The organism is Pirellulales bacterium (genome assembly GCA_035656635.1).
Lineage (GTDB): Bacteria > Planctomycetota > Planctomycetia > Pirellulales > JADZDJ01 > DATJYL01.
The window spans coordinates 1-24,614 of sequence record DASRSD010000073.1 but is presented as its reverse complement, the minus strand read 5'-3'; the positions used below and the strand labels follow the sequence as shown (position 1 = coordinate 24,614).

18 protein-coding genes and 1 tRNA gene are annotated in these 24,614 nt (G+C 55.8%); 16 read left to right on the top strand and 3 right to left on the bottom strand.

All coding sequences use genetic code 11. From position 1 onward, the window contains the following. Positions 1-61: 61 nt before the first annotated feature. Together VFE46_06595 and VFE46_06590 are read right to left on the bottom strand one after the other, a co-directional pair. The gene (locus VFE46_06595; GenBank protein ID HZZ27660.1) at positions 62-1,231 is read right to left on the bottom strand and encodes a dockerin type I repeat-containing protein; all 1,170 of its coding nucleotides are present in this window, start codon (positions 1,229-1,231) and stop codon (positions 62-64) included. 66 nt (positions 1,232-1,297) lie between these two features. Further along, complete coding sequence (locus tag VFE46_06590) at positions 1,298-2,059, bottom strand: PEP-CTERM sorting domain-containing protein (GenBank protein HZZ27659.1); 762 nt, start codon at positions 2,057-2,059, stop codon at positions 1,298-1,300. 581 nt (positions 2,060-2,640) lie between these two features. On the opposite strand from VFE46_06590, the gene VFE46_06585 reads away from it, so the two are divergent. From VFE46_06585 to VFE46_06570, 4 genes are all read left to right on the top strand, one after another. Further along, entirely contained in the window at positions 2,641-3,198 is a 558-nt protein-coding gene (locus VFE46_06585; protein ID HZZ27658.1) for a sigma-70 family RNA polymerase sigma factor, read from the top strand. Positions 3,199-3,200: 2 nt separating this feature from the next. After that, positions 3,201-5,000: a LamG-like jellyroll fold domain-containing protein gene (locus VFE46_06580; GenBank protein HZZ27657.1), complete on the top strand. Its 1,800-nt coding sequence runs from the start codon at positions 3,201-3,203 to the stop codon at positions 4,998-5,000. A gap of 176 nt (positions 5,001-5,176) precedes the next feature. Next, a complete protein-coding gene (locus VFE46_06575) occupies positions 5,177-6,697 on the top strand; it encodes a glycosyl hydrolase 53 family protein (GenBank protein ID HZZ27656.1) in 1,521 nt (506 codons plus the stop codon). Positions 6,698-6,751: 54 nt separating this feature from the next. After that, the gene (locus tag VFE46_06570; GenBank protein HZZ27655.1) at positions 6,752-9,232 is read left to right on the top strand and encodes a beta-galactosidase; all 2,481 of its coding nucleotides are present in this window, start codon (positions 6,752-6,754) and stop codon (positions 9,230-9,232) included. A 135-nt stretch (positions 9,233-9,367) separates the two neighbouring features. Here the strand turns inward: VFE46_06570 and VFE46_06565 are convergent. Beyond that, positions 9,368-9,440, bottom strand: a tRNA-Ala gene (locus tag VFE46_06565). Between the two features lie 193 nt (positions 9,441-9,633). Here VFE46_06565 and VFE46_06560 point away from each other — a divergent pair. The 12 genes from VFE46_06560 to VFE46_06505 all read left to right on the top strand — a co-directional run. Then, positions 9,634-10,842 (top strand): phosphoglycerate dehydrogenase, encoded by a 1,209-nt coding sequence (locus VFE46_06560; GenBank protein HZZ27654.1) that lies wholly within the window; start codon positions 9,634-9,636, stop codon positions 10,840-10,842. A 32-nt stretch (positions 10,843-10,874) separates the two neighbouring features. Then, a complete protein-coding gene (locus tag VFE46_06555) occupies positions 10,875-13,040 on the top strand; it encodes a hypothetical protein (GenBank protein ID HZZ27653.1) in 2,166 nt (721 codons plus the stop codon). A gap of 212 nt (positions 13,041-13,252) precedes the next feature. Next, positions 13,253-13,912 (top strand): cytochrome c3 family protein, encoded by a 660-nt coding sequence (locus VFE46_06550; GenBank protein ID HZZ27652.1) that lies wholly within the window; start codon positions 13,253-13,255, stop codon positions 13,910-13,912. Further along, the gene (locus VFE46_06545) at positions 13,909-17,127 is read left to right on the top strand and encodes a TAT-variant-translocated molybdopterin oxidoreductase (protein ID HZZ27651.1); all 3,219 of its coding nucleotides are present in this window, start codon (positions 13,909-13,911) and stop codon (positions 17,125-17,127) included. The genes VFE46_06550 and VFE46_06545 overlap by 4 nt, the downstream gene beginning before the upstream one ends. Positions 17,128-17,154: 27 nt before the next feature. Continuing rightward, a complete protein-coding gene (gene nrfD, locus VFE46_06540; protein HZZ27650.1) occupies positions 17,155-18,570 on the top strand; it encodes an NrfD/PsrC family molybdoenzyme membrane anchor subunit in 1,416 nt (471 codons plus the stop codon). A gap of 20 nt (positions 18,571-18,590) precedes the next feature. Next, positions 18,591-19,130, top strand: a complete 540-nt coding sequence (locus VFE46_06535) for a DUF3341 domain-containing protein (GenBank protein ID HZZ27649.1) — start codon at positions 18,591-18,593, stop codon at positions 19,128-19,130. A 221-nt stretch (positions 19,131-19,351) separates the two neighbouring features. Further along, on the top strand, positions 19,352-19,858 hold the full coding sequence (locus VFE46_06530) for a cytochrome c (GenBank protein HZZ27648.1): 507 nt from the start codon (positions 19,352-19,354) through the stop codon (positions 19,856-19,858). Then, positions 19,855-21,042, top strand: a complete 1,188-nt coding sequence (locus tag VFE46_06525; GenBank protein HZZ27647.1) for a hypothetical protein — start codon at positions 19,855-19,857, stop codon at positions 21,040-21,042. Before VFE46_06530 ends, VFE46_06525 begins: the two co-directional genes overlap by 4 nt. Beyond that, a complete protein-coding gene (locus VFE46_06520) occupies positions 21,039-21,524 on the top strand; it encodes a hypothetical protein (protein HZZ27646.1) in 486 nt (161 codons plus the stop codon). The genes VFE46_06525 and VFE46_06520 overlap by 4 nt, the downstream gene beginning before the upstream one ends. Next, positions 21,511-22,350, top strand: a complete 840-nt coding sequence (locus VFE46_06515) for an SCO family protein (GenBank protein HZZ27645.1) — start codon at positions 21,511-21,513, stop codon at positions 22,348-22,350. Before VFE46_06520 ends, VFE46_06515 begins: the two co-directional genes overlap by 14 nt. Positions 22,351-22,353: 3 nt before the next feature. Then, the gene (gene coxB, locus VFE46_06510; protein ID HZZ27644.1) at positions 22,354-23,445 is read left to right on the top strand and encodes a cytochrome c oxidase subunit II; all 1,092 of its coding nucleotides are present in this window, start codon (positions 22,354-22,356) and stop codon (positions 23,443-23,445) included. Continuing rightward, positions 23,442-24,614 (top strand): cbb3-type cytochrome c oxidase subunit I (locus tag VFE46_06505; protein HZZ27643.1); only part of this gene is annotated, 1,173 nt, incomplete at its 3' end. The genes coxB and VFE46_06505, both read left to right, overlap by 4 nt.

Here is a 24,614-nt window from a genome sequence, read left to right as displayed (position 1 = left end):
CACGCCAGGAGCGGGGGGAGATTGATCGGCGAACTTCCGCACACTGCTTGCGCGTGTGGACTTATCGTTCCGCAGAAAGTTGGCACACTTGTGGCAATTGCAAACGGTTTTTTTGTACGCGCCGGCCATACAGTACAAAGGCAACTGCGGCCCATGCCGAGAGTGCCAGACTGCCCGGCTCCGGAACTCCGGCAAGCGAGCCTTGGCCACTTTGCAGTGCGTTCAGCATGCCTTGCAGGTCGGTGTTGTTAACGACGCCATCGCCGTTGAAATCGCCCATGGCCTTGATGTCGTCCGGGCTTAAGCCATGGGCCGAATCAAATCCGCTGAGATTAATCAGCGCCTGTTCCATGGCCGCTATGTCGCTGGAGTCGAAATGACCGTCGCCGTTGAAATCGCCTTGTTTGGGAGTGAACGTGAAAGTGGTGGTGAAGTCGACGTCGCCATAGTAGGGGCCGAATGTGGAAAGCGAGGTGTTGTCCGTGCTAAAGAAATTACTGGCCGCTTTGAATTGATCGCCGAAATGCTGAGTCGTGCCGTCGTTATAATCACGGCGATAACCGTAATCGTGCGAGGGAACGTACTCTGTCCAATCACCATTCGTACCGACCGCGGATGCACCTGTTGCCGATCCGTCGCTAAGCGATCCATCTGGCGGATCTTGCACCTGCGTGTAGTTGGTTATGAGCACTGGAGTAAAAACCGGTGTTAGCGTGCCGCCGTTATTGTTGACGAAAATCGCTGCGTAATCGGGCGATTCGAACACGGGCAGACCATTCTGATCGTACGTACCACGACCATATGTCAGGGGAAGATTGCTAAACGTAAAATTGATGGGCGCGCCAACGGCGTAATTTGCGCTGGTTACATTCAGCGTGTTTGACGAAAGACCAACGACCGCTGCATCGGTGCTGCTAAAGCTATGGGTCGTGGGATCCAACGCAATGAAATAGTTACTGACAATGGCCAGTTGAACATTGGCAGCATCCGCCAACCCCGACTTATAAAATTGAAATTGGGTTAGGTGGGCGGTAGAGCCGGTGGCGCCGGTAACGCCAAACCCGCTGGCGCCAGTTCCCAGAGAAAAACCTTGGGCGTACATGCCTCCACCACCCCAATTGCCGTCGCCCGTAAACGAGGATGTTCCGGTGGCGGCTGTGGCCGACATGTTTCCAGCCAGCGGTATCGCTAGCGCGAGGAGAATCGCTGATAATTTCAGCATCCGAAGCATATGCCGCCTCCTAGAATTGCCTCTTCGAGTAGCGGTCGTGAAGTTCCGTGTAAGTTTTTAGGAGCCTTAGCGACACACTCGGCGCCGGGCAGCGAGTGCCAGCACACCGAATCCGCCTAGTGCCAGAATGATGGAACTAGGTTCGGGAGCGGCAGTGTATGACAGGGTTGCCAAAAAATTAGCGTCACCGGCGTACGAATAAGCACTGAAGAAACCACCGCTGATGGAATTGCTTGTGGTGTAATTGAATTGAGAATCAGTGCCGTAATTTGGCACGGGATGGAAATCTCCACCGCCTTGGTCGGCGTAATTAGCGTCCAATGTTGACACCAGGACCGGGGTCAAGGCACCACCGGCACCCACGTTGACAAAATAGGCGGCGTAATCGGTCCCGTAGCTGAGCTGGAGATTGTTGAAAGTGAAGGTGATCGCATCGCCGGTTGCCAAGCTCGCGGTGCTGGCAATGGTATTGGTGGAAATGCCCACAAACGGACCGGAGCTTTCCGTCATGTTGGGAATGGTCGGACTGCCAGAATAAATGTTGTTGATGATTGCCAGTTGGATGTTGGCGGCGGAATCAGCATTGCCGGATTTGAAGAACTGAAACTGCGTAAGATAGACCGGGTCGCCGTTGTTCAGGCCGCTGGGGGCAGTGCCGCTGGGCCCGATAAGCGAAGTATTGAAGCCTTGGACATAGTCAGTATTCCAGTGGCCTCCTGCGGTATCGCCGAGAGTGTAAGAATCTGCTAGTGCGGAAGTGGTGCAGGCGAAAAGGGAAAGAACAATTAGTCCGCCAAGGGCCGGAAAGCGGTGGAAGCTGAGGGACATGAGTCGCGACTCCGGGTGCAAAAACGATGGAAGGAAATGGCAAACACGGTGCCTCGTGCCTCTGCTGTCCCGTGAGTATCCGACTTCGCTGAGGACGATTGGTCAGGGTGCCAACGGACAACCAACAAGTTGCCGCCGTTCCCCCGAATAATCGCCCGCGATTGGCCTGAAATAGCCTGCCGTTACTAAAGTTCCCCTCTGCGAACGGAACCTTAACCAAAATCTGGCAAATAATTTGGACCGAGCATCGCGCGAAGCGGTCGGCCAACTACGGCAGGGACAATCGGGGCGGCGGCTGAGGAGCCGGACTTTGAAGACGGTTCTTTATACCAACGACGTAAATTGCTAACCCATAAGAGTTTAACGTGGTGCGAAACCGCGGCGTCCATTGAACGGCCCTGTCCTTGTGGCGCAGAGCCTATGCCGATAGTTTGGTCCGGCGATGGCTGGACCAGCGAATTGTATTGGAAAATGGTCGATTGCACGCTTAATTGCCACAGATTCTAAGTAAAGATTTACGCCGACCGGGTAAGGGTAATAGGGCCGATTATTGCCTCCCTAGAGCAGCAGGCCAAATACCGATGGTTTCGGACGCACCGCACGAAGAAGGAACCTCGCCGCAGAACAGTGCCGTGCGCGAACTTGCGCGCTTGTGGGTGCAATCGCAACCAATCATTTCAGCCTACGTGACGGCCAATGTGTTGGATGTGCATCATGCGGAGGACCTGGTTCAGGAAGTGGCCCAAATCGCGGCGGAAAAATATTCGACGTTCGATCGCAACCGTTCGTTTGTTTCCTGGGCCTTGGGAATTGCCCGAAATCGCGTGTTGAAGTATTACCGTTCCCGGGCCCGCGACCGGTTGGTGCTTAGTGAGACTGCGTTAACGAAGTTGGAGCAGGCGTTGGAACAAGTGGGGCACGAAGCGGAAGACCGGCGCGCGGCGTTAAAGACGTGCCTGGAAAAAATCCAAGGCCGACGGCGGGAAGTTTTGGAATTGCGCTACAGCCAAAATGCAAAGGTGGCCGACATTGCCCAGCGGTTTGGCATGTCGAGTGACGGAGTATTTGTCATGCTGCACCGCATTCGCACGGTGTTGTATGGATGCATCCACCGTCAACTGGCAAAAGGAGCAGGCTGAAGATGTCGGCCGAATCAGAATTCGATCTCCTGCTAAGCCGTTACCTCGATGGAACGGTAACTGCCGACGAATTGGCGCGTTTAGAATCGCGCCTGCTCAGCGACAATGAATTCGCCCAATATTTTTCGCGCTGGTGCCTGCTGCATCGGCAAATTTCGGAGTTGTTCACCGAAAGCGCGTTGCATGAGATTATGGATCAGTTCGCTCAAGGCGCTCCGGGCTTGTCGAAGCGGGCATTTTCGCAATTGACTGCCGCCTCGAAGAAGCAAACATCGGGCGCGAAGAACCTGTTGTTTTCCGACGAGCGTGCCCGGCGCGATGCTTCGTCCCTGCGGTTCATTTCTCGCCGCTGGTGGCTGGCCGGCGCAGCTGCGGCCGTGCTGCTGGGCCTCACCGCGTGGGTTTTTCGTCAACACACCAATTCCTGGCTCAGCGAAGTGCCTACCGCCCGCGATGTCGATAATACCGACGTTGTGGCCACGTTAACGCAATTAGTCGACGGAGTTTGGCAGCCGCGCGCGACCGAGTTTCACCCGGGTCAATTGCTTAGCAAGGGGAGCCACATCGCGCTGCATTCGGGGATGGCCAAAGTAACGTTTGAATGCGGTGCGGAGGTAGTGTTGCAAGGTCCGTGTGAATTTGTCGCTGAAAGCCAGATGGTGGGCGTGTTGCGATCGGGCAAAATAACCGCCAACGTTCCGCATCGGGCATTTTCGTTCGCCATTCGCTCGCCGGGGGTCGATTTTGTCGATTTGGGAACTGCGTTTGGCATCAGTGTGGGTTCTAATGGCCGCACCGAATTGCACGTGTTCGAAGGGGAAGTGCTCTGCAGCCAGGCGAGAAAGGAATCGACCGAGCACAGCGACGTGATTCACGTCACTGCCGACAACGCCATGCAGTTCCAGTTGCCCAGTGGCCAATCGAGCGACATCGCCTTCGACAAGCAACAGTTCGCGCTGCTGATGGCAGTTCGACGCACGGCCGCAGCGCCTTCCAAGCTGCTGGTGCCCAGCAAGCTGGCGCTGTGGTTGGCCGCCGATGCCGCCGTGCAGATCGATTCCCACCAGCGCGTGGTCACTTGGCCCGATATTTTGTACGGCGACAATCGATCGGGAGAAGACGCCACGCAAAACGAGGAATCGGCCCGGCCGTTATTGGTGCCCGAGGCACTCCATGGGCATCCGGCCGTGCGGTTCGATGGCAAATCGAATTATTTAGTCACTACGCCGCTGGAAACCACCGACGATCAAACAGTGCTGTGCGTGTGCCAGTTTTCGTCGCAGTCTTACGATCCAAAGCGCCGGTGGGGAGGCCAAATTTTGAATTATGACGGCCCGCCAAGCCGCGAGGCAAATGGCTTCCTAAGCAACACATTGCACCCCGGCGTGTTGCAAATTGGCGAGCCGCTGCTGGCCGAGGAGTTCAAGCCGACCCTATTGACCGGGCAAGTATTTGCGGGTTTTGTCGGCAGCGCGACGGTTGAATCGGGCCGGGTCGATGCGCCGCAAGTGGGGGCCGATGTGCCCGTTGTGGTTTCGTATGTGTACGACTATTCGCACGGCCAGTCGAAAATGTTTATCAATGGCGAAAACTGCGGCGAAGCCAAGGCTTTCGCGCCGCAAGCCATTACTTCGCGCAAAATCATTGGTCGACACGCTTGGAAGGAGCTGTTCTTTCATGGCGATTTGGCGGAACTGCTGATTTACAACAAAGCGTTGTCGCCTAAAGAGCTTGCCGATACCACAGCCTATTTGACCGACAAATATTCCATTTCAATCGCGGATAACAACACCGCAAAATAGCAGAGTTTTGCCGGGGCGAGGCAGTTTTTGGGAATGCGGGCGGAATGAGGAGCGTGAAGGGGGAAATGCGTGCGATGGCTGCTTCGGGTGAAACCGTTTCTGATCGATTTAGACTCGATGCGTTTGCGCAAGTTCGATGGCACAAACGAGCCGCGATAGGCTGCATACTTTGCTGCATGCTCTTAAACTGCTCTCGGCTTACGCTGGGTGCGTACCCATTTTATGTCGGCGGCGACATTTCGCTGGAAACGTTCATGCAGCAGCAGAATATTACGTTTACACAAAACAACGTCGCGGCGCCTTTGGATCAAATCATGTACGACAGCGGGGCGAACATGTTCCGGCTGCGAGTTTTTGTGAATCCGCCAACAACCTATACCAATGCCAACACAGGCGCCATTCAAACTACTGCCTACGACATCACGCTGGCCCAACAAATTAAAGCCGACGACCCGGGTGCGAAGATTTTGTTGGATTTCCATTACTCCGACACCTGGGCGGACCCCGGCCATCAAACCAAGCCCGTGCATGTTAACCAAGGACTAGGCTGGGACGCGGACACGACCTTGGCAGGATTAGAATCGGACGTTCAAACCTATACCCAGAATACATTAACGTCCTTCAAAAATGCCGGCGTGATGCCCGATATGGTGCAAATCGGCAATGAAACGACCGACGGCATGTTGTGGCAAACTGGAAGCTCGGGCGCCGCGGCCGTGGGCGGAAGAATTCTGTATCAAAATACTCCCTACTCAGGGCTGGGGCTGACCAACAACAAACCCACGCAGGCCCAAACCAACCAAAGCTGGAAGAATTTTGGCGGTCTGCTGAATGCGGCGATTGCGGGAGTACGGGATGCACAAAGCCTCGGCCAGCATATTCCCATTGCCCTGAGTATCGATAGTGGAGATATGAATGACCAGCCGCAATCTTTCTATAGCAATATTACGAGCGTGTCGCTGGGCAACGTGACCGATTTCGACGTGGAAGGGGTAGATTATTATCCGTCCAGCAATAATTCGCAGAAGTCGTTCAGCTTTTTGCAATCGAACCTGACAGCATTGGCGAATATCAACACTAACAACGGCACAAACATCAATCCTTCAAAACGGATCATGCTGTTGGAAACCGATTACCCGTACACAGGAACTGCGAATGGCGGAACGGAGCCGATTTCCACGTGGCCGGCGACGCAGGCGGGGCAAGAAGCGGAGTTGGCTGCCGTTCGGAATTTGATGCTGAGCTTGCCAGGGCACGATGGAGAGGGACTGCTGTATTGGTATCCAGAGGCGGTGCAAGTTCCCGGCTTTTTCATTAACAACGGCGGAACAACGGCCCTGTTCGGCAGCACCAGCAGCCATAATGCGTTGGCGGCCCTGAGCGCGTTTGCTCCCTTGCAAGGCGATTTCAACGGCGATGGCCAATTCAACAGCTCCGATATTCCGGCGATGCTTTCTGCGCTGACCAATTTAACCGCCTTTGAATCAACCAATAGCATCACGCAGCCTGAACTGCTTGATCTGGGCGATTTCAACCACGACGGCGTGGTCAACAATGCCGATCTGCAGGGAATGCTTAATGCCCTTTTGGCCGGCAGCGGCTCGACCAACCCCGTTCCAGAGCCCGCCCCGGTTTGGCTGCTGGCTATTTCGGCAACCGTTGCGTTGCGGAGCTGTCGCCGCCGAAGCAAAATGTAACGGGCCGATCCTCCCGTGCTTTCATCGTTCCTGTCTTCGCCAGTTAGTTGTGTTATGAATCGTACATTGTTCCGCAACCTGCCGATGGCCGTCACGCTGTTGGCCACTACGGCACATGCTCAATCTGATTTGCCTCCGAAGGCCGGCAGCGCGAGTAAAAACGAAATCGATATTCGCCACGCGCAAACGGAAGTTGTGCGCGGCCAATTGCACTTGGGAGGGCAAAACTCTCAGGGGAGTTCGATCGAATTCAACAGTTTATACATGCAAGAGAACGGGCAGCCGGTGTTGCCCGTGATGGGCGAGTTCCATTATGTGCGCACTCCGGCCGCAGAATGGGATGAATCGCTGAAAAAAATAAAGGCCGCCGGAATTAACATCGTTTCCACCTATGTATTTTGGAATCTGCACGAGGAAATCGAGGGGCAATTTGAGTGGACCGGCGACAAAGACCTGCGAAAATTTGTGCAACTGTGTGGCCAAAATGGCCTGCAAGTGATCGTGCGGCTAGGACCGTTTTGCCACGGCGAAATTCGCAACGGCGGCTTGCCCGACTGGCTGTACGGCCGACCGTTTAATGTGCGCTCCAATGACGCGCCTTATCTGCGCTATGTGGAACGCCTGTACGGCGAGATCGGCAAGCAACTTGTCGGTTTACTATTCAAAGATGGCGGCCCTGTCATTGGGTTTCAGCTCGAGAACGAGTTGCACCACTCGGCGGCGCCCTGGGCGTTTTCGTATCCCGGCCAGCCGCCGGAATGGACCAATGCCGACGAGCAGCGCTACTTCGCGCCCGGCGTTTCCACTGCAACGAAGAAAGATTCGTACGCCGAAGAGGGCCGCCAGCACATGGCCAGCTTGCTTGAGCTGGCGCATAAATGCGGCCTCGATGCGCCGCTGTACACGGCCACCGGCTGGGGCAACGCCGCGGTGGTGGAAAATGCCACGATTCCTGTCACTTCCGCGTATCCCTTTCCCACTTGGGAAAAGCCTACTCCTTCGCCACTTTATTTGTATCGCGATTTACACCAGCAGCCAGATTACTCGCCAGTCTCCTACCAGCCGCTGCACTATCCGTCGTTCGGCGCGGAGCTGGGGGGAGGAATTATGATCACCTACAGCCGCCGGCCGACGGTTTCGGCGCGTTCGATCGAATCGCTTGTGATTCGCGAACTAGGCGGCGGCGCCAATGCGATTGGTTATTACATGTTCCACGGCGGCGCCACGCCGCGCGGTAAAAAATCGTTCATGAGCGAAGAACCCTCCGGCGTGCCTAAAATCTCCTACGATTTCCAAGCTCCCATCGGAGAGTACGGGCAATTGGCCGAATCGTACGGTTATCTCAAGCTGATTCACTTTTTCTTGAACGATTTTGGCTCACAGCTCGCGCCCATGGTGAGCGTGCTTCCCGAGAATGCTGCAGCCATGAAGCCCAAGGACGTAGATCAGCTGCGGTTTGCCGTGCGCACTCGCGATGATGGAGGCTTTGTCTTTTTGCACAATTACCAAGATCACGTTCCGATGCACGAACTCGTCGATCAACAAATTACACTGCAAACTAAGGATGGCGTGCTGCAAATTCCCGCCGATTCCAGCTTCACGCTGAAAAGCGAAACCGCCACATTTTTCCCGTTTAACTTCGATTTCGGCGGCGTGCGCGTGAGGTATGCCACTGCGCAGCCACTGGCAACGCTGGCAGAAAACGGCAAGTCGTGCTTCGCCTTCGCGGCAGTTGAAGGCATCCCTCCAGAATTCGCTTTCCAATCTAAGTTGCTCACGCATTTTAAGTCGGACGATTGCCAAGCCGTTGCCATCGGCAATAACCTGTCGGTGGTTCGCTGCGCGCCGGACAAAATCTCCGAATTCACTGTCGATAATGATCAGGGCCAGCCGGTCACGTTCGTTGTCTTTCCCAAGTCGATGGCATTACACGCTTGGCGGATTGCAACGAAGACTGGCCGCCGGCTGGCATTTTCCGAGGCGACACTCCTGGAGCGGCCTGAAGGAGTAGAAGTTTCCAGCATTGGCAATAACGCCGTTTCCTTGGCGGTCTATCCCGCTTTGCCGGCGGCGCCTAAATATGACGGCACGGCGCTCAGCGTGGCGTCTGCTCCGCACCGCTCGATGTCGGCGTACACCTGGAGTTTCCCGGAAGTCGAACCGTTCATCCATGCGAAAGTTGCCGATCGAAAAACGTTGACCCTTAGCAGTGACAAAGCTGCGCTGCCTGAGGGAATTAATGATGTATTTTTAGACATCGACTACGTCGGCGACACCGGCCTGGCGTTCATCAATGGAGAGTTGGTCGACGATGGCTTTTATTTTGGACAGCCGTGGAGAATTGGCTTGCGGCGGTTTTTATCGCGTCTGGCAGCCGACGGCATGTATTTCTCGTTTCGCCCCATAGATAAAAATGCTCCTTTTTTGGCCGACCTGCCCACAAGTGCTGTCCCCAATTTTGCCAATCAAAACCAAGTGCTGCAAATCAAGCAAGTGCGGGTGCTTCCGGAATACCATGGATTGCTGGAGTTTTAGCGGCCGCACTTTTTGGCCACCGGTCGGCAACAGGAATAGTTAGGCAGGAATAGTTAAGATTATCTCGCTTTGCCGACTGGAGAGCTATTCGCGCTGCCTTCAACAATCGCGGGCCGGGCTCGAATTTAGAAAAAGTGGAGACGACCGGACTCAAACCGGCAACCCCCGCGTTGCAAACGCGGTGCTCTATCAATTGAGCTACGTCCCCAAGGCTTCCAATCGTTGGGAATTGGAACAGGCAGTCGTCATGTAAACCGACGAAATTCTGACACACGATCTTACAATTTGACAGTTGTTTTGCAAGGCAAGTTCGCGCGGTCTGCGGCTGCTGGTTGAAAGTGCCTCGCCGGTAAGCCTATAACTTCTGTCTGGGCTTCTGTTGAACACGGAGATAATTTCCTGTGCGAGTGTTGATTGCCGACAGCTTTGAAACATCGGGCCAGCAAGCGCTCGCGGCCTTGGGTTGCGAGGTTTTGTACGAGCCCAAGTTGTCCGACGAATTGCTGGCCCAGGCGGCGCGCAACCTCAAGCCGGATGTTCTCGTGGTGCGCTCAACCAAGGTCAGCGCCGCGGCGTTGGAAGCGCCATCGCTGAAACTGGTGGTGCGGGCCGGAGCCGGTTACAACACCATCGACGTGGCTGCCGCTTCGAAGCGCGGCATTTACGTTTCGAACTGCCCTGGAAAAAATTCCATCGCTGTGGCGGAGCTGGCGTTTGGGCTAATGTTGGCGCTGGACCGGCATTTGGCCGACAACGTGATCGCCCTGCGGGCCGGAAAATGGAACAAGAAACAGTTTTCGCAAGCCCGCGGACTGTTTGGCCGCACGCTGGGATTGGTTGGCATGGGTCAAATTGCGCAGGAGATGCTAATTCGCGCCCGCGGCTTCGGCATGCCAGTGATTGCCTGGAGCCGCAGCCTGACGGCAGATCGTGCGGCCCAATGGAACATCGGATATAAAAGCACGCTTTTAGAGGTGGCCAGCGGGGCCGACGTGGTCAGCGTGCATTTGGCATTGACGAAGGAAACACGCGGCATCCTTGGGGACGATTTTTTCAAAGCCATGCGGCCGGAAGCTTATTTTATCAACACGGCCCGGGGCGAACTGGTCGATCAAGCAGCGCTTGTTTCGGCCATGCACGAACGGGGTATTCGTGTGGGGTTGGATGTCTATGCCAACGAGCCTACGACGGGCACCGGCGAATTTACCGACTCGATTACACAGGAGCCCGGTTTGTACGGCACGCACCATATTGGCGCTTCGACCGAACAGGCGCAGGAAGCCATTGCGGCCGAAACCGTGCGCATTATCCGCAGTTTTCAAGAAACCGGGCGCGTGCCTAATGCGGTGAACATTGCCCGACAGACGCCGGCGACGTGCATTTTGTCGGTGCGGCATCGTGATCGGCCGGGAGTGTTGGCGCGGGTGTTAGATGCCATTAGTGCGGCGCGCATTAACGTTCAGGAAATGGAAAACGTGGTGTTCGAAGGGGCGGAGGCGGCGGTGGCAAACATTCATTTGGAAACCGCGCCGACGGAAGGCATACTGAAGACACTGCGCCGCGCAGAGCCGGATGTGTTTGAATTGCGGCTGACTTCACTCGGCGAATAAAACGCACACAGCAAAATTTTGGGGAGCAGCGAATGCGGGTTGTTCTGATGCTTGGGGCGTTATTTGTGGCGGTTATTATTTGTGCAGCCAGCGCGTTGGCGCAAGAAGCGAATGCTGGCGGAGCATCGGCGAATGCTGAATCGCCCATCGATCGGCACGCTTTGGTCACTCGGCACAATATTGAGATTCATGAACTCGATCCTAACGGCGCCATGGCCGTGGGGAATGGCGAGTTTGCTTTCAATTTCGACGTCACCGGCCTGCAGAGCTTTCCCGAGTATTACGAAAAGACGATGCCGATTGGCATGTTGAGCAATTGGGGCTGGCACAGCTTTCCGAATCCGGAGGGATACACGCTCGACAAGTTCAAAATGAAGACCATCGCCAAGCACGATCGTGAGTTCGTGTATCCGGCCGCCAGCACGAGCAATCCGCCGCCCGATGCCGCTTACTTGCGCGGCAACCCCCATCGGTTTGGGCTGGGACGGATTGGTTTGGAGATGACCAAAGCCGACGGTTCGCCGGTGACGATTACCGATTTGAAAAATCTGAGCGAGCAGCTCGATTTGTGGAGCGGCACGGCCAGCAGTTCGTTCGAGGTTGATGGGGTGCTGGTCCATGTGCAAACCGCGGTGCATCAAACACGGGATGAGGTGGCCGTGGCCATTGATTCGCCATTGATCGCCAGCGGCCGGCTGAAGGTACGGATTGCGTTTCCTTATGCGCTGATGTCGTTCGGGCCCAATGATCAAGATTGGACGAAGCCTGAAGCGCACCAGACCGTGCTCACTCGCCGCGGCGACAACGGGGCGGATTTCGCGCGAACATTAGATGCCACCAAATATTACGTGCGTGCCAAGTGGTCCGACGGAGCAAAGCTGTCGGAGACGGCGCCACATCAGTATTTGCTCAGCGGAGAGAATTCAGCAAATTCGTCGCACCTGGAACTCGTTGCTTGGTTCTCGCCGCAGCCAATTCAATCTGAACTCGACAGCGTGGCTGCCGTGAAAGCGGCAGCGTGCGATCATTGGAAAAAATATTGGACTACTGGCGGAGCGATTGATCTCTCGGGCAATGACGATCTGCGGGCCGCTGAGCTGGAGCGGCGGATTGTGTTGTCGGAATATATTATGGCCGTGCACGACGCTGGTTCATTGCCGCCGCAAGAAACGGGTCTGGCGGTGAACTCGTGGTTCGGCAAATTTCACATGGAAATGTATTGGTGGCATGCCGCACATTGGGCGCTGTGGGGCCGGTCAGAAATTTTGCAAAAAAGCTTTGAGCATTTAAAGCAAATGATGCCGCCTGGCCAAGCGATGGCCCAGCGCGAAGGTTGCAAAGGAGTGAAATGGTCGAAGATGACCGATCCCAGCGGCGTGGAAAGCCCGTCGGGCATTGGGCCGGTGCTGGTGTGGCAGCAACCGCATCCGATTTATCTGGCGGAACTGCTGTGGCGAGCCCATCATGATCGGGCCGTGTTGGAGCGCTATCAAGACATTGTATTCCAAACCGCTGACTACATGGCTAGTTTTGTCGATTACGACGCCGAGCGAAAGCAGTATGTGCTTGGCCCCGCGGTTGCTTCGGCCGAAGAAAAGCACACCGATTACGCGCACAACTTGAACCCGACCATGGAACTCGGCTATTGGAAGTGGGCGCTGGAAACCGCCCAACAGTGGCGCGTACGGCTGGGTTTGCCGCGCGATGAAAAGTGGGACGATGTAATCAACCACTTTGCCCCGCTGACTATTCGCGATGGGATTTATCCCACCTTGGAAATCCCGGTGGAAAATACCGCCGCCCGGATGGCGACGTGGCTGTATGGAGTGCTGCCAGGACGGGGAATTGATTTAGACGTGATGCGAAATACCCTGCACGCCGTGACGGAAGGCGCCCACTGGCATCGGGAGGAAGATCAAACCTGGGGCACCGCAATGGTTGCCATGTGCGCGGCCCGGCTGAATGAGCCCGATACCGCCATTGAAATGTTGGTGGGCGATTTCGAGAAGAAATCGTTCCGGCCCTCGGGTTACACGATCCGACGACCCTCGCAAACGCCGATGTACATGCCTGCCAATGGCGGTTGGTTGGCGGCCGTGGCGATGATGGCCGCTGGCTGGGATGGCAACACCACGCCGGTCCCAGGCTTTCCGAAAAGTTGGAAAGTGCGCTATGAGGGCCTGCAGCCGATGCCGTAGCGGCGCTCTCCTCTTTTTCGTTTGCCGGGCGGCAAATTGAACGTTGGCCATTCAGTTTGCTCGTTTTGCAGCCATGCGCGAAGGCTGTCCGAGCCCAATTTCTTGCGGCATGCCGATTGCTTACCCCCTGGCGTATTTGCCGCGGAAACGCCAATCTTTGGAATGTCGGAACCGCCTTGCCCTGACGTCGGACCGCTTTCGGGGAATGCGACGTGCCACAGATTTTTCATCGCAGCTTCAACACGCTCTCGAAGGTGAGCATCGCCGCGGTTGTGCTGGTTTTGGCCGTCTTGAGTTTGGCGCTTTATGTGGTCGGCTGGTCGCCCTATGTGACAGAAGAAAAGATCGCCCGAGTGCAGCCAGTGGAGTTCAGCCATGCGCATCACGTGGGGCAACTGGGAATCGATTGCCGCTATTGCCACACGTCGGTGGAGACATCGCCGTTTGCGGGAATTCCACCTACCAAAATCTGCATGAACTGCCATCAGGAAATTTGGGTTGGCGCGGCAACCCTGCAGCCGGTGCGGGCCAGTTATCGCAGCGGCGAACCGATTCCATGGGAACGCATACATAACCTGGCACAATTTGCATATTTCGATCACAGCATTCACGTGAACAAAGGAGTTGGCTGCGTGGAATGTCACGGCCGCGTGGACGAGATGCCGTTCACGTACCAGGACAAGTCGCTGTTGATGGGTTGGTGCCTGGATTGCCACCGCAGTCCCAAGCAGCATTTGCGGCCCCGCGACGCCGTATTCAGCCTGACGTGGCAGCCGCCAGCCGATCGCGAAAAGTTGGCGGACCAGTTGTATGAAGATTACCACATCAAATCGACCGAGCAACTAACCAGTTGCTCCACGTGCCACCGATGAGCCATTGTCAAACCAAGTCGAGTGAACACCCTGCCGCGGCCGGTCTGAGCCCACCTGTGGGCCGCCGGCATTGGCGCAGTCTGGAAGAATTGGCCGGCTCGCCCGAGATACAAGAATTTTTGGAGCGGGAGTTTCCCCATCAGGCCGGACAATGGAATGATCCGGTCACCCGGCGGCAATTTCTTACGCTGATGGGAGCCTCGCTGGCGCTTTCTGGTTTGGCCGGCTGTTCGCAGCAGCAAGCGCCCGTTGAAAAAATTATGCCCTATGCTCGGCAGCCTGAGCAGATGGTGCTTGGCAAGCCGATGTTCTTTGCTACTGCGATGACGCTTGGCGGCGGAGCCACCGGTTTGCTGGTGAAAAGCCACGAGGGGCGACCCACAAAAATCGAAGGCAACCCCGATCATCCGGCCAGCTTGGGTGCCTCCGATCCGTTTGCACAAGCGGCGATTTTGGGGCTGTACGATCCGGACCGTTCGCAATCGGTTACTCATCACGGAATGCCCAGCAGTTGGAGTGCGGCGCAGCTGGCCTTGCGCATGGCCTTGGAGAAGTTAAGGCCTAATCAAGGGCGGGGCTTGCGAATTCTGACGGAAACGGTGACATCGCCTGCCTTGGCCGATCAGTTGATGGGGCGTGGCAGTTCGCTCGTGCAGGCGTTTCCGCAGGCACGCTGGTATCAATACGAGCCGGCCCACAGCAGCGGCGCACAGCAGGGATCGCAGTTAGTCTTTGGCGAAATGGTGCAACCAATCTACGATTTTTCCGCAGCCGACGTGGTGTTGTCGCTGGATGCCGATTTTCTGAATTCCGGATCAGCTCATGTGCGCTATGCTCGAGATTTTATGGCCCGGCGGCGATCCGCGGTGCAGCAAACAAAAAATCAAGCGATGAATCGTTTGTATGTTGTTGAATGCTGCCCGTCGGTGACCGGTTCTGTGGCCGATCATCGATTGCCCATGCGTGCCAGCGACGTAGAGAAATTTGCGCGTGCGCTGGCCGCCGAACTATCAATCGGGTTGCCGTCGTCGGCATCGGCTGTGGGCGATCAGCAAACCATGTCGGAGCCAGTGAGGCGCTGGATTGCAGCGGTGGCCAAAGATTTGACGGCCCACCGTGGGGCAAGCCTGGTGATTGCCGGCGCAGGACAGCCGGCAAAAGTGCATGCGCTGGCTCAGGCAATGAACAACACGCTGGAAAACACCGGCACAGTGAAGTACATTTCGCCGGTTGAGGCAAAGCCCACAAATCAGACGGAAGATTTGACAACCCTGGTGCGGGAAATGGAAGCTGGTGAAGTGGAGATGCTGCTGGTTCTAAGCGGAAATCCAGTGTTCAACGCCCCAGCGGACCTCGAGTTTGCCAAGCATTTGCCAAGCGTGCCGGTGTACGCACATCTTGGTTTATATCAAGACGAAACCGCCGCACTGTGTGAATGGCATATTCCGCAATCGCATTTTTTGGAAGCGTGGGGAGACGCGCGAGCGTACGACGGCACGGCTTCAATCCAGCAGCCGTTGATCGCTCCGCTCTATAACGGCCTCAGCGCCCACGAGGTTCTATCAGGCTTGTTCGACGTGGCCCAGCGGTCGGGTTATGAAATTGTTCGCAGCTACTGGCGCGAAAATTGGCCGCCAGCGGGCGGTGGCGAGAACTTCGATTCCCGCTGGGAAAAGGCCTTACACGATGGATTAATTGCCGGCACGGCCTATCAAGCCCGCACAAATTTGCGGCTGCGACCCAATTGGACCGCCGATTTGCCCAGAACTGCCGGTGTGGCGGAGGAAGTTGCTGCCGGATCAGAATCGTTGGAAATAATCTTTCAACCCGATCCCACTATTTACGACGGCCGCTTCGCCAACAATGGTTGGCTGCAGGAACTGCCCAAGCCCATCACCAAGTTGACTTGGGATAACGCGGCCTTCGTCAGTCCGAAAACGGCCGAAAAACTGGGCCTTACACAAACGTTTGGCGCCAGCGGCGGCGAGCATGGGCAGGCGATTGTTGATCTCGTCGAATTGGAAGTCGATGGCCGCACCGTTCAGGCGCCGGCCTGGATTCTTCCCGGCCATGCCGACGATTCAATCACCGTGCACCTGGGTTATGGGCGCTTTGCAGCCGGCAAGGTAGGAAATGGAGTGGGTTTCAATGCATATCGGTTGCGAACTTCCGTGGCGCCATGGTTCGCGGGCAGCGCAAAAATTCGCAAATTGGACGAAACCTACACACTGGCTTGCACGCAAATGCATCATTCGATGCAAGGCCGCGATCCAGTACGAGCGGTGGCCTACGAGCAGTTCCAAAAAAATCCGCTGACGCTTGATGAAAACGAAGATGAAGAACACCGCCGCTTTCAGCGCGAGCTGGTGCCAACCCCCGGCGGCGAACCGCACGCCGAAGATTCAAATCAATCGGCTCCTCACGATCGAGCCGGCTCTCAGTCAACTCCACAGGCCAACCCACTTACGCTGTTTCCTGGTTACGATTACTCGCCGCCCAAGAATAAATGGGGCATGGTGATCGATCTCACTTCGTGCATCGGCTGCAATGCCTGCGTGGCGGCCTGCCAGGCGGAAAACAACATTCCCATCGTCGGAAAAACGGAAGTGACGCGCGGCCGTGAAATGCATTGGATTCGCGTCGATCGCTATTATACCGGCGAGGCCGAAAATCCTGACACGTATTTCCAGCCTGTGCCCTGCATGCAATGTGAAAACGCTCCCTGCGAGTTGGTATGCCCAGTAGGCGCCACCGTGCATTCCGCCGAGGGACTGAATGACATGGTTTACAATCGCTGCGTCGGCACCCGTTATTGTTCCAATAATTGTCCGTACAAAGTTCGCCGCTTCAATTTTTTGGAATATGGCGATTTCACGACCGAAAGCCTGAAGTTGGGTCGAAATCCCAACGTCACGGTTCGCAGCCGCGGGGTGATGGAAAAGTGCACTTACTGCGTGCAGCGCATTCGGGCGGCGCAGATCGATTCCGAGAAATCGGGGCAACCCATCCGCGATGGTGAACTTCAAACCGCATGCCAAGCGGCGTGCCCGGCACAAGCCATTGTTTTCGGCGACATGAACGATTCCAGCAGCCGTGTCGCAGCATTGAAAGGCGAACCATTGCACTATGGCCTGCTGGCCGAATTGAACACTCGTCCCCGGACCACGTACTTAGCCGCCGTGCGAAATCCAAATCCTGAGCTAGCAGAGTCCTGATTGATGAAAGCCTGACCTTACCGACCGATGGCCGACTCTCAAAATCCTTTGCCGCCGTACGCCGCTTCGCCCGAATCTGCGCTGATCGAACCGGGGCATACCTTCGGTTCGGTCACCGATAAGATCAGTTCCATTGTGCTGCAGCGGCGCACACCGTGGGGTTGGTGGCTGGGTTTCGCCATTTCGTTTTCGCTGGTGCTGTTGCTGTTATATACCGTTGGCTATTTGCTGCTGGTAGGCGTTGGAATTTGGGGAATCAATATTCCCGTTGCCTGGGGCTTTGCGATCACGAATTTTGTCTGGTGGATCGGCATTGGGCACGCCGGCACGCTCATTTCGGCCATTCTGTTGCTGTTGCATCAGGAGTGGCGCACGTCGATCAATCGCTTCGCGGAAGCAATGACCTTGTTCGCCGTCGCCTGCGCTGGGTTATTTCCACTGCTGCACATGGGCCGCCCGTGGTTTTTCTATTGGATGTTTCCTTACCCTAACACCATGAAAATTTGGCCGCAATTTCGCAGCCCGTTGGTGTGGGACTGCTTTGCGGTATCGACGTACTTCACCGTGTCGCTATTGTTTTGGTACGTCGGCATGATTCCCGATATGGCCACACTGCGCGATAAAGCCCGCAACCGGTTCGCGCAAATTGTTTATGGCGCGATGGCGATGGGCTGGCGCGGCTCGGCCCGGCATTGGCGGCGGCACGAGATGGCGTACCTTATTTTGGCTGGATTGGCGACGCCGCTGGTGGTGTCGGTGCATACCGTGGTGAGCTTCGATTTTTGCATTGCGAATTTACCCGGCTGGCACTCGACCATTTTTCCGCCGTACTTTGTGGCTGGGGCCATTTACTCTGGCTTTGCCATGGTGTTGGTGCTGGCAATTCCGCTGCGATATTTCTATGGCCTGCAGGATTTCATTACCGCACGCCACTTGCAAAACATGGCGAAAGTCATGTTAGCCACCGGGCTGATTGTCGCTTATGGTTATTTCATCGAATTCTTCATGGCCTGGTACAGCGGCAACAAATACGAAATGTTCGTGCAGCACAACCGCATGACCGGTCCGTATGCCTGGAGTTATTGGCTACTGATTGCTTGCAACGTGGTGATTCCGCAAATTTTGTGGTGGAAGGCGGCTCGGAACAACGTACCGACGCTGTTTGTCGTGGCCTTGATTGTGTTGTTGGGCATGTGGTTGGAACGGTTTGTCATTATTATCACGAGTTTGCAGCGCGACTTTTTGCCGTCGTCATGGGGCATGTACTCCCCCACTGTTTGGGATTGGACCACGCTGTTGGGGTCGATTGGCCTGTTCTGTGCGTTGTTGTTTTTATTCTTACGTTTGCTGCCTGCGATTTCGATGTCCGAAATGCGCGAACTAGTACCCGAAGCCCAAGAGCTGGGCGCGACGATGCCGCACACGTCAGAACCGGCGGAATGAAAAGAGCGAGCGAAGCCTGAATGGCAAAAACAAACAAAATTTACGGCTTACTGGCTGAATTTGAACAGCCGACCGAAGTAGTCGCCGCCGCAAAGGCCGCGCGCGAGGCGGGCTACCAAAAAATGGATGCCTACACGCCCTTCCCGGTCGAAGGTTTGCCCGCCGCACTCGGATTTCATAGCACTCGCTTGCCGCTGATCATTTTCATTGGCGGTGTGATCGGCTGCGTTGGCGGATTTTATCTCCAGTATTGGTGCGCAGCGGTGAACTATCCCATCAACGTGGCCGGACATCCGTACAACAGTTGGCCGATGTTCATTCCCGTCACGTTCGAACTCACGATTTTGTGTGCCTCGGCGGCGGCAGTGGTGGGGTTGTTCGCGCTCAATCGGTTGCCGACGCCGTATCATCCAGTATTCAATGTTCCACGGTTTGCCATGGCCAGCCGCGACCGATTCTTTTTGTGCATTGAAGCGGTCGACCCAAAGTTTCAATTGGAAGAAACTCGAAATTTTCTTGCTGGATTAAAGCCCAAGGAAATTTTTGAGGTGCCGCCATGAGGTACGAGCGGCTGCACACCGAGGTTGGCTGGCAAAGGTGCTCCGCTGGGGCGCTCGGCGCGGTGCTTGCCGGTGCGGTGCTGCTTGCAGGTTGTGAACAAAAAATGGCCCAGCAACCAAGTTACCGACCCTTAGAGGCAAGCCGGTTTTTTGCCGATGGCCGGGCATCGCGCCCGTTGGTCAGCGGAACCGTTCCGCGCGGTGCGTTGGAGGACGATTCAATGTCCACCGGCAGGCGATCGGTTATCGCGCCGCGCACTGCGGCAGCGGCGGTTAGCACAACTGCCGCCTCCGTGCAACCACCGCTTAATCCAGACGAGTTTGTTACGAATCTGCCGTTTAAGCTCACCGCGGAAATCCTAGAGCGAGGCCAGGAGCGCTACACAATCTATTGTGCCGTCTGTCACGGTCCAAGCGGAACGGGCAACGGTCCGATTGTGCGGCGCGGGTATACGCAGCCCCCTTCCTATATCACCGATAATTCTCGGCAGCTTGCCCGCAGTGGATATCAGGTGCCGCTGCGCGATGTCCCGATCGGTTACATATTTGATGTGGCCACCCGTGGTTATGGCGCCATGGCCGATTACTCGACACAGGTTGAGCTGCGCGATCGGTGGGCCATTGCGGCATACATCCGCACACTGCAATACAGCCAGCAGGTTCCTCTCGACGATTTGCCTGCCGAAGTTCGAGAAGAAGCATTCCGCATACTGGAAGCCACGCCATGATTTCGAGCATGCCATCCGCCGTGCAAGTGAACTGGACGCTCGTCCAGCGCCGAGCACTGGTTGTGGCCGGCGGTGGGATCATCATGTGCGCAATCGGCGCGGTGTTTTGGCCAGATCACTTCTTTCGGGCATATTTGGTAGCCTGGAATTTTTGGTTGGGAATTGCCTTGGGATCGCTCGTGCTGTTGATGACCCAATATTTGACCGGCGGAGCCTGGGGTCTGCTGTTGCGGCGAATTTTTGAGGCCGCCGCCGGCACGCTGCCGGTAGTGGCGATTTTATTTTTGCCCTTGGTTGCCGGCTTGCCGCAGTTGTACGTGTGGACGCAGTCGCAGGCAGTCGCTGAATCTCCAGAGTTGCTTCACAAGGCGCAGTATTTAAACCCCGTTGCCTTTGAAATTCGTGCGGCCATTTATTTGGGACTATGGATTGTGCTTGCCGTGGTGCTCAGGCATTGGTCGAATTTGCAGGATCGGCTTGGTCCGTCGGCGGATTTATCGCGCCGCTGCGGCACCTTGAGCGGACCAGGAATTGTCATTTACGGGCTGACCATTACTTTTGCTTCGGTCGACTGGGTGATGTCGCTGGAACCGCGCTGGTATTCAACCATTTATCCTCCGCTATTTGCGGCCGGGCAATTATTATCTGGAATTGCGTTTTCGGTCGCAGTGATAATGTGGCTGGCCGAACGCGGGGCGTTGGCTGGCGCCCTCCACACCCAACACCGGCGCGATTTGGGAAATTTAGTGCTCACGTTCGTCATGTTGTGGGCATACCTGTCGTTCTCACAGTTTTTGATTATCTGGGCTGAGAACTTACCGGAAGAAATTCCCTGGTATTTGCATCGCATTCAAGGCGGGTGGCAATGGACGGCGATGGCGCTGGTATTGTTCCAGTTTGCCGCGCCGTTTTTGTTGTTGCTGTCGCGCGAGATGAAAGAAAGTTCGCAGCGATTGGCGGGCATTGCGCTGTTAGTGCTGGCGATGCGATTTGTCGATCTGTATTGGTGGATTGAGGCGGCCTATCCTGGCGGAATGTCGTTCTATTGGGTGTTCGATCTGGCGGCGCTTGCAGCCATTGGTGGAATTTGGACGTGGTGTTTTCTGTGGCTGCTAAAGCGGCGGCCGCTGTTGCCGACAAGCGATCCATACCTGGCAGAATATCTGCCGGAGGTGGCGGCGTGAGTAAAACAGCCAGCGCAATGAATGCCGCTGAACGAAATCACGAATCAAATGCCGGTCATGAATACACCGACGTTAGCGCGCGAACGACTGTTTTTTCAATTCTGACTGTGGCTGGCCTGATTGTGGGCTGCTGCCTCGTCGGTCGATGGATGTTTGACCAGCTTTTGCAGCCGGCCGACATGCGCAGCAACACTTCGGCCAATGGCGACGGATTGGTGTTGCCGCCGCAGCCGCGATTGGAAGGAATCGAAATGATGAGCGCTGGCGAACAAAGCACCACTCCCCTACTTTCCGCGCAGCAGACTGAACTCGAACAATTGCAAACTTACGGCTGGGTGAATAAGAACCAGCGAATTGTGCGGATTCCGATTCGTCAGGCGATGAAATTGGTGATCGAACATGGTTTGCCGGGAAGCAATTCCAACGATTCGGCGAACCCGCGAATCAATACTCCTAGGAATGCTGTCGATGAAAACCGCTAAACTGATTGGTGGAACTTTTTTCTGGCTGACGTGGCTGGCTCCGGCATTCGTTTTTGCTCAGGCGGGAGATGAGCCGCCGGCAAATATTATAGACCGTGTCGGCATTGACCAGCGATTGAGCGAACAACTGCCGGCCAATTTGGTTTTTCGCGATGAAACTGGCGCCACGGTTTATCTCGGTGATTATTTCGATTCAGAGCACCCAGTCATTTTGGTGTTGGCGTACTTCCGTTGCCCGATGCTATGCACCGAAGTGCTGAACGGATTGGTCGACAGCCTGCACGAAGTCAATTTCGACATGGGACGGCAGTATCGGGTCGTGACGGTCAGTTTCGATCCGCAAGATTCGCCGGAGCTGGCGGCTCAGAAAAAAGCATCGTACGTAAAAAGTTACGGCCGCTCGGGAACCGAAGATGGCTGGCATTTTTTGACCGGCGATTCGGAAGCCATTCAAGCGCTCACCCGGGCTGTGGGATTTCGCTACGTTTATGATCCGGTTACCGATCAATACGCGCACGGCAGCGGAATTATGGTGCTCACGCCGCAAGGCAAGCTTTCGCGCTATTTTTTCGGCATTGAATATCCGCCGCGCGACCTGCGCCTGGCGCTGGTCGAATCATCGGCGGGAAAAATTGGCACGCCGGTCGATCAATTGCTGCTGTTGTGTTACCACTACGATCCGGCGACAGGAAAATACACTGCCTCGGCGATGGCGCTGGTGCGCTTAGCCGGCGGGCTGACCATCTTGGTGATGTTTTCCTGGATTGGTCGCAGTTGGTATCACGATTGGAAAAGAGCCCGGCGGCAAGCTACGGCGGTAAAATAAGCGATGTTCGCACAACTTCCATTATTTCCTGAGCAAGCTTCGGCCATTGCGCCGCGGATTGATTCACTATTGTTCTTTCTGTTGGCAGTGACGGGCACGGTGGCGCTGGGCGTGTTTGTGCTGGTAGTTTATTTTTCCATCCGCTACCGGCGGCGGCCGTCGAATCTGGCCACGCCCCGAATTACCGGTTCTACGTGGCTGGAAATTTTCTGGAGTACCGCGCCGTTTTTGATTTTCTTAGTGATGTTTGCGTGGGGCGCACAAATTTATTTCGCGCTGGCGCAGCCACCGAAGGATGCACTCGATTTGTATGTCGTCGGCAAGCAATGGATGTGGAAAGTGCAGCATCCCGAGGGCCAGCGCGAGATTAACGAGGTGCACGTTCCGCTGGGACAACCGGTGAAGCTCACGCTGACTTCGGAAGACGTGATTCACGATTTTTTTGTGCCCGCCTTTCGCACCAAAATTGACGTGCTGCCTGGCCGGTACGTGTACACCTGGTTTACGCCGACCGCTGTGGGGCGCTATCACCTATTTTGCTCGCAGTATTGCGGCACCAATCATGCCGGAATGCAAGGCACGGTGGAGGTGATGCCCCCGGCCGATTACGAACAATGGTTAAATTTACATGCCGAAGGCTCCTTGGCGCTAGAGGGGCGCAAACTGTTTTTGAAGCTGCAATGCATCACCTGCCACTCGGCAAATGCGCAGGCCCGAGCACCGCTGTTGGAGAATTTGTACGATCAGCTTGTGCCGCTGCGCGGCGGAGGCGCGGTGGTGGCCGACGACAACTACCTTCGCGAATCGATTTTAAATCCGCAAGCGAAAGTGGTGCTGGGCTGGGAACCGATTATGCCCACGTTTCAAGGCCAGGTCACGGAAGAAGATTTGATCAAATTAATCGCGTTCATCAAGTCATTGGTCACTGGACAAACACCGGTTCGCACGGAAGAAGCTTTACCTCCACCGACGAATCCAGTAGGGGTTACCAATCCAGCGCCTGGCGTTAATCAACCCGGTGTCGTTCAGCCGTCCAACAGCTTGCCATCTGCGACTCAACCCCCTGCCCTACCTGCAGCTCGAAATTCACGATGAGCATAATCACTGCGCCCTATCGACCTCAAACTGCAGTGCCGCCGGTAGCGGAGCCGGAGACAAACTATTTGAACGAGGCCTACGGGGTGCGGTCGTGGCTGTTGACGACGGATCATAAGCGGATCGCGCTATTATATTTACTGTCGGTGACAGGCATGTTTTTAATCGGCGGCATCGCAGCCACGCTGATTCGCTTGAATTTGCTGACGCCGGCCGGGGCGCTAGTGACCGCCGACACTTATAACAAGCTGTTCACCGCGCACGGCGTGATCATGGTCTTCTTTTTTTTAGTTCCTGTCGTGCCCGCCGTGTTGGGTAATTTTTGCCTGCCGCTGATGATTGGCGCCCGCGATTTGGCATTCCCGCGGCTCAATTTGGCCAGTTGGTACATTTACATGGTCGGCGCGGCGATGATTTTATGGGTGATTTTTAGCGGCGGCATTGACACCGGCTGGACGTTTTATACGCCGTTTAGCAGCAAGGCATCGCATACCGATGTCGTGCCGGCGATGACTGCGATTGTTGTGGCGGGGTTTTCGTCCATCTTCACGGGACTGAATTTCATTGTCACGGTGCACCGCTTGCGGGCGCCGGGAATGACCTGGTTCCGGCTGCCGCTGTTTGTGTGGTCGATGTATGCCACCAGCATTATTTTGCTGTTAGCCACGCCAGTGATCGCGATGGCCCTGATCCTGGTGGCGATCGAGCGGATTTTTGGAGTTGGAATTTTCGATCCGGCTTTGCATGGCGACCCGTTGCTGTTCCAGCATCTGTTTTGGTTTTATTCGCACCCGGCGGTGTACATTATGATTTTGCCCGGGATGGGCATTGTGAGCGAAATCATCACGTGCTTTTCGCGGAAGAATATTTTTGGTTACACGTTCGTGGTGGCGGCCAGCCTGGGAATTGCCGTGCTGGGGTTTTTAGTCTGGGCGCACCACATGTTTGTCGCCGGACAATCCGTCTATGCGTCGCTGGTATTTTCGTTATTGAGTTACGCGGTGGCCAGTCCGTCGGCGATCAAGGTCTTCAATTGGACGGCCACGTTGTACCGCGGTTCAATCACCTTTCACACGCCGATGCTCTACGCGCTGGGCTTCATCGGCCTATTTACGCTGGGCGGGCTGACCGGATTATTTCTGGCATCGCTGGGCTTGGATATCCACGTG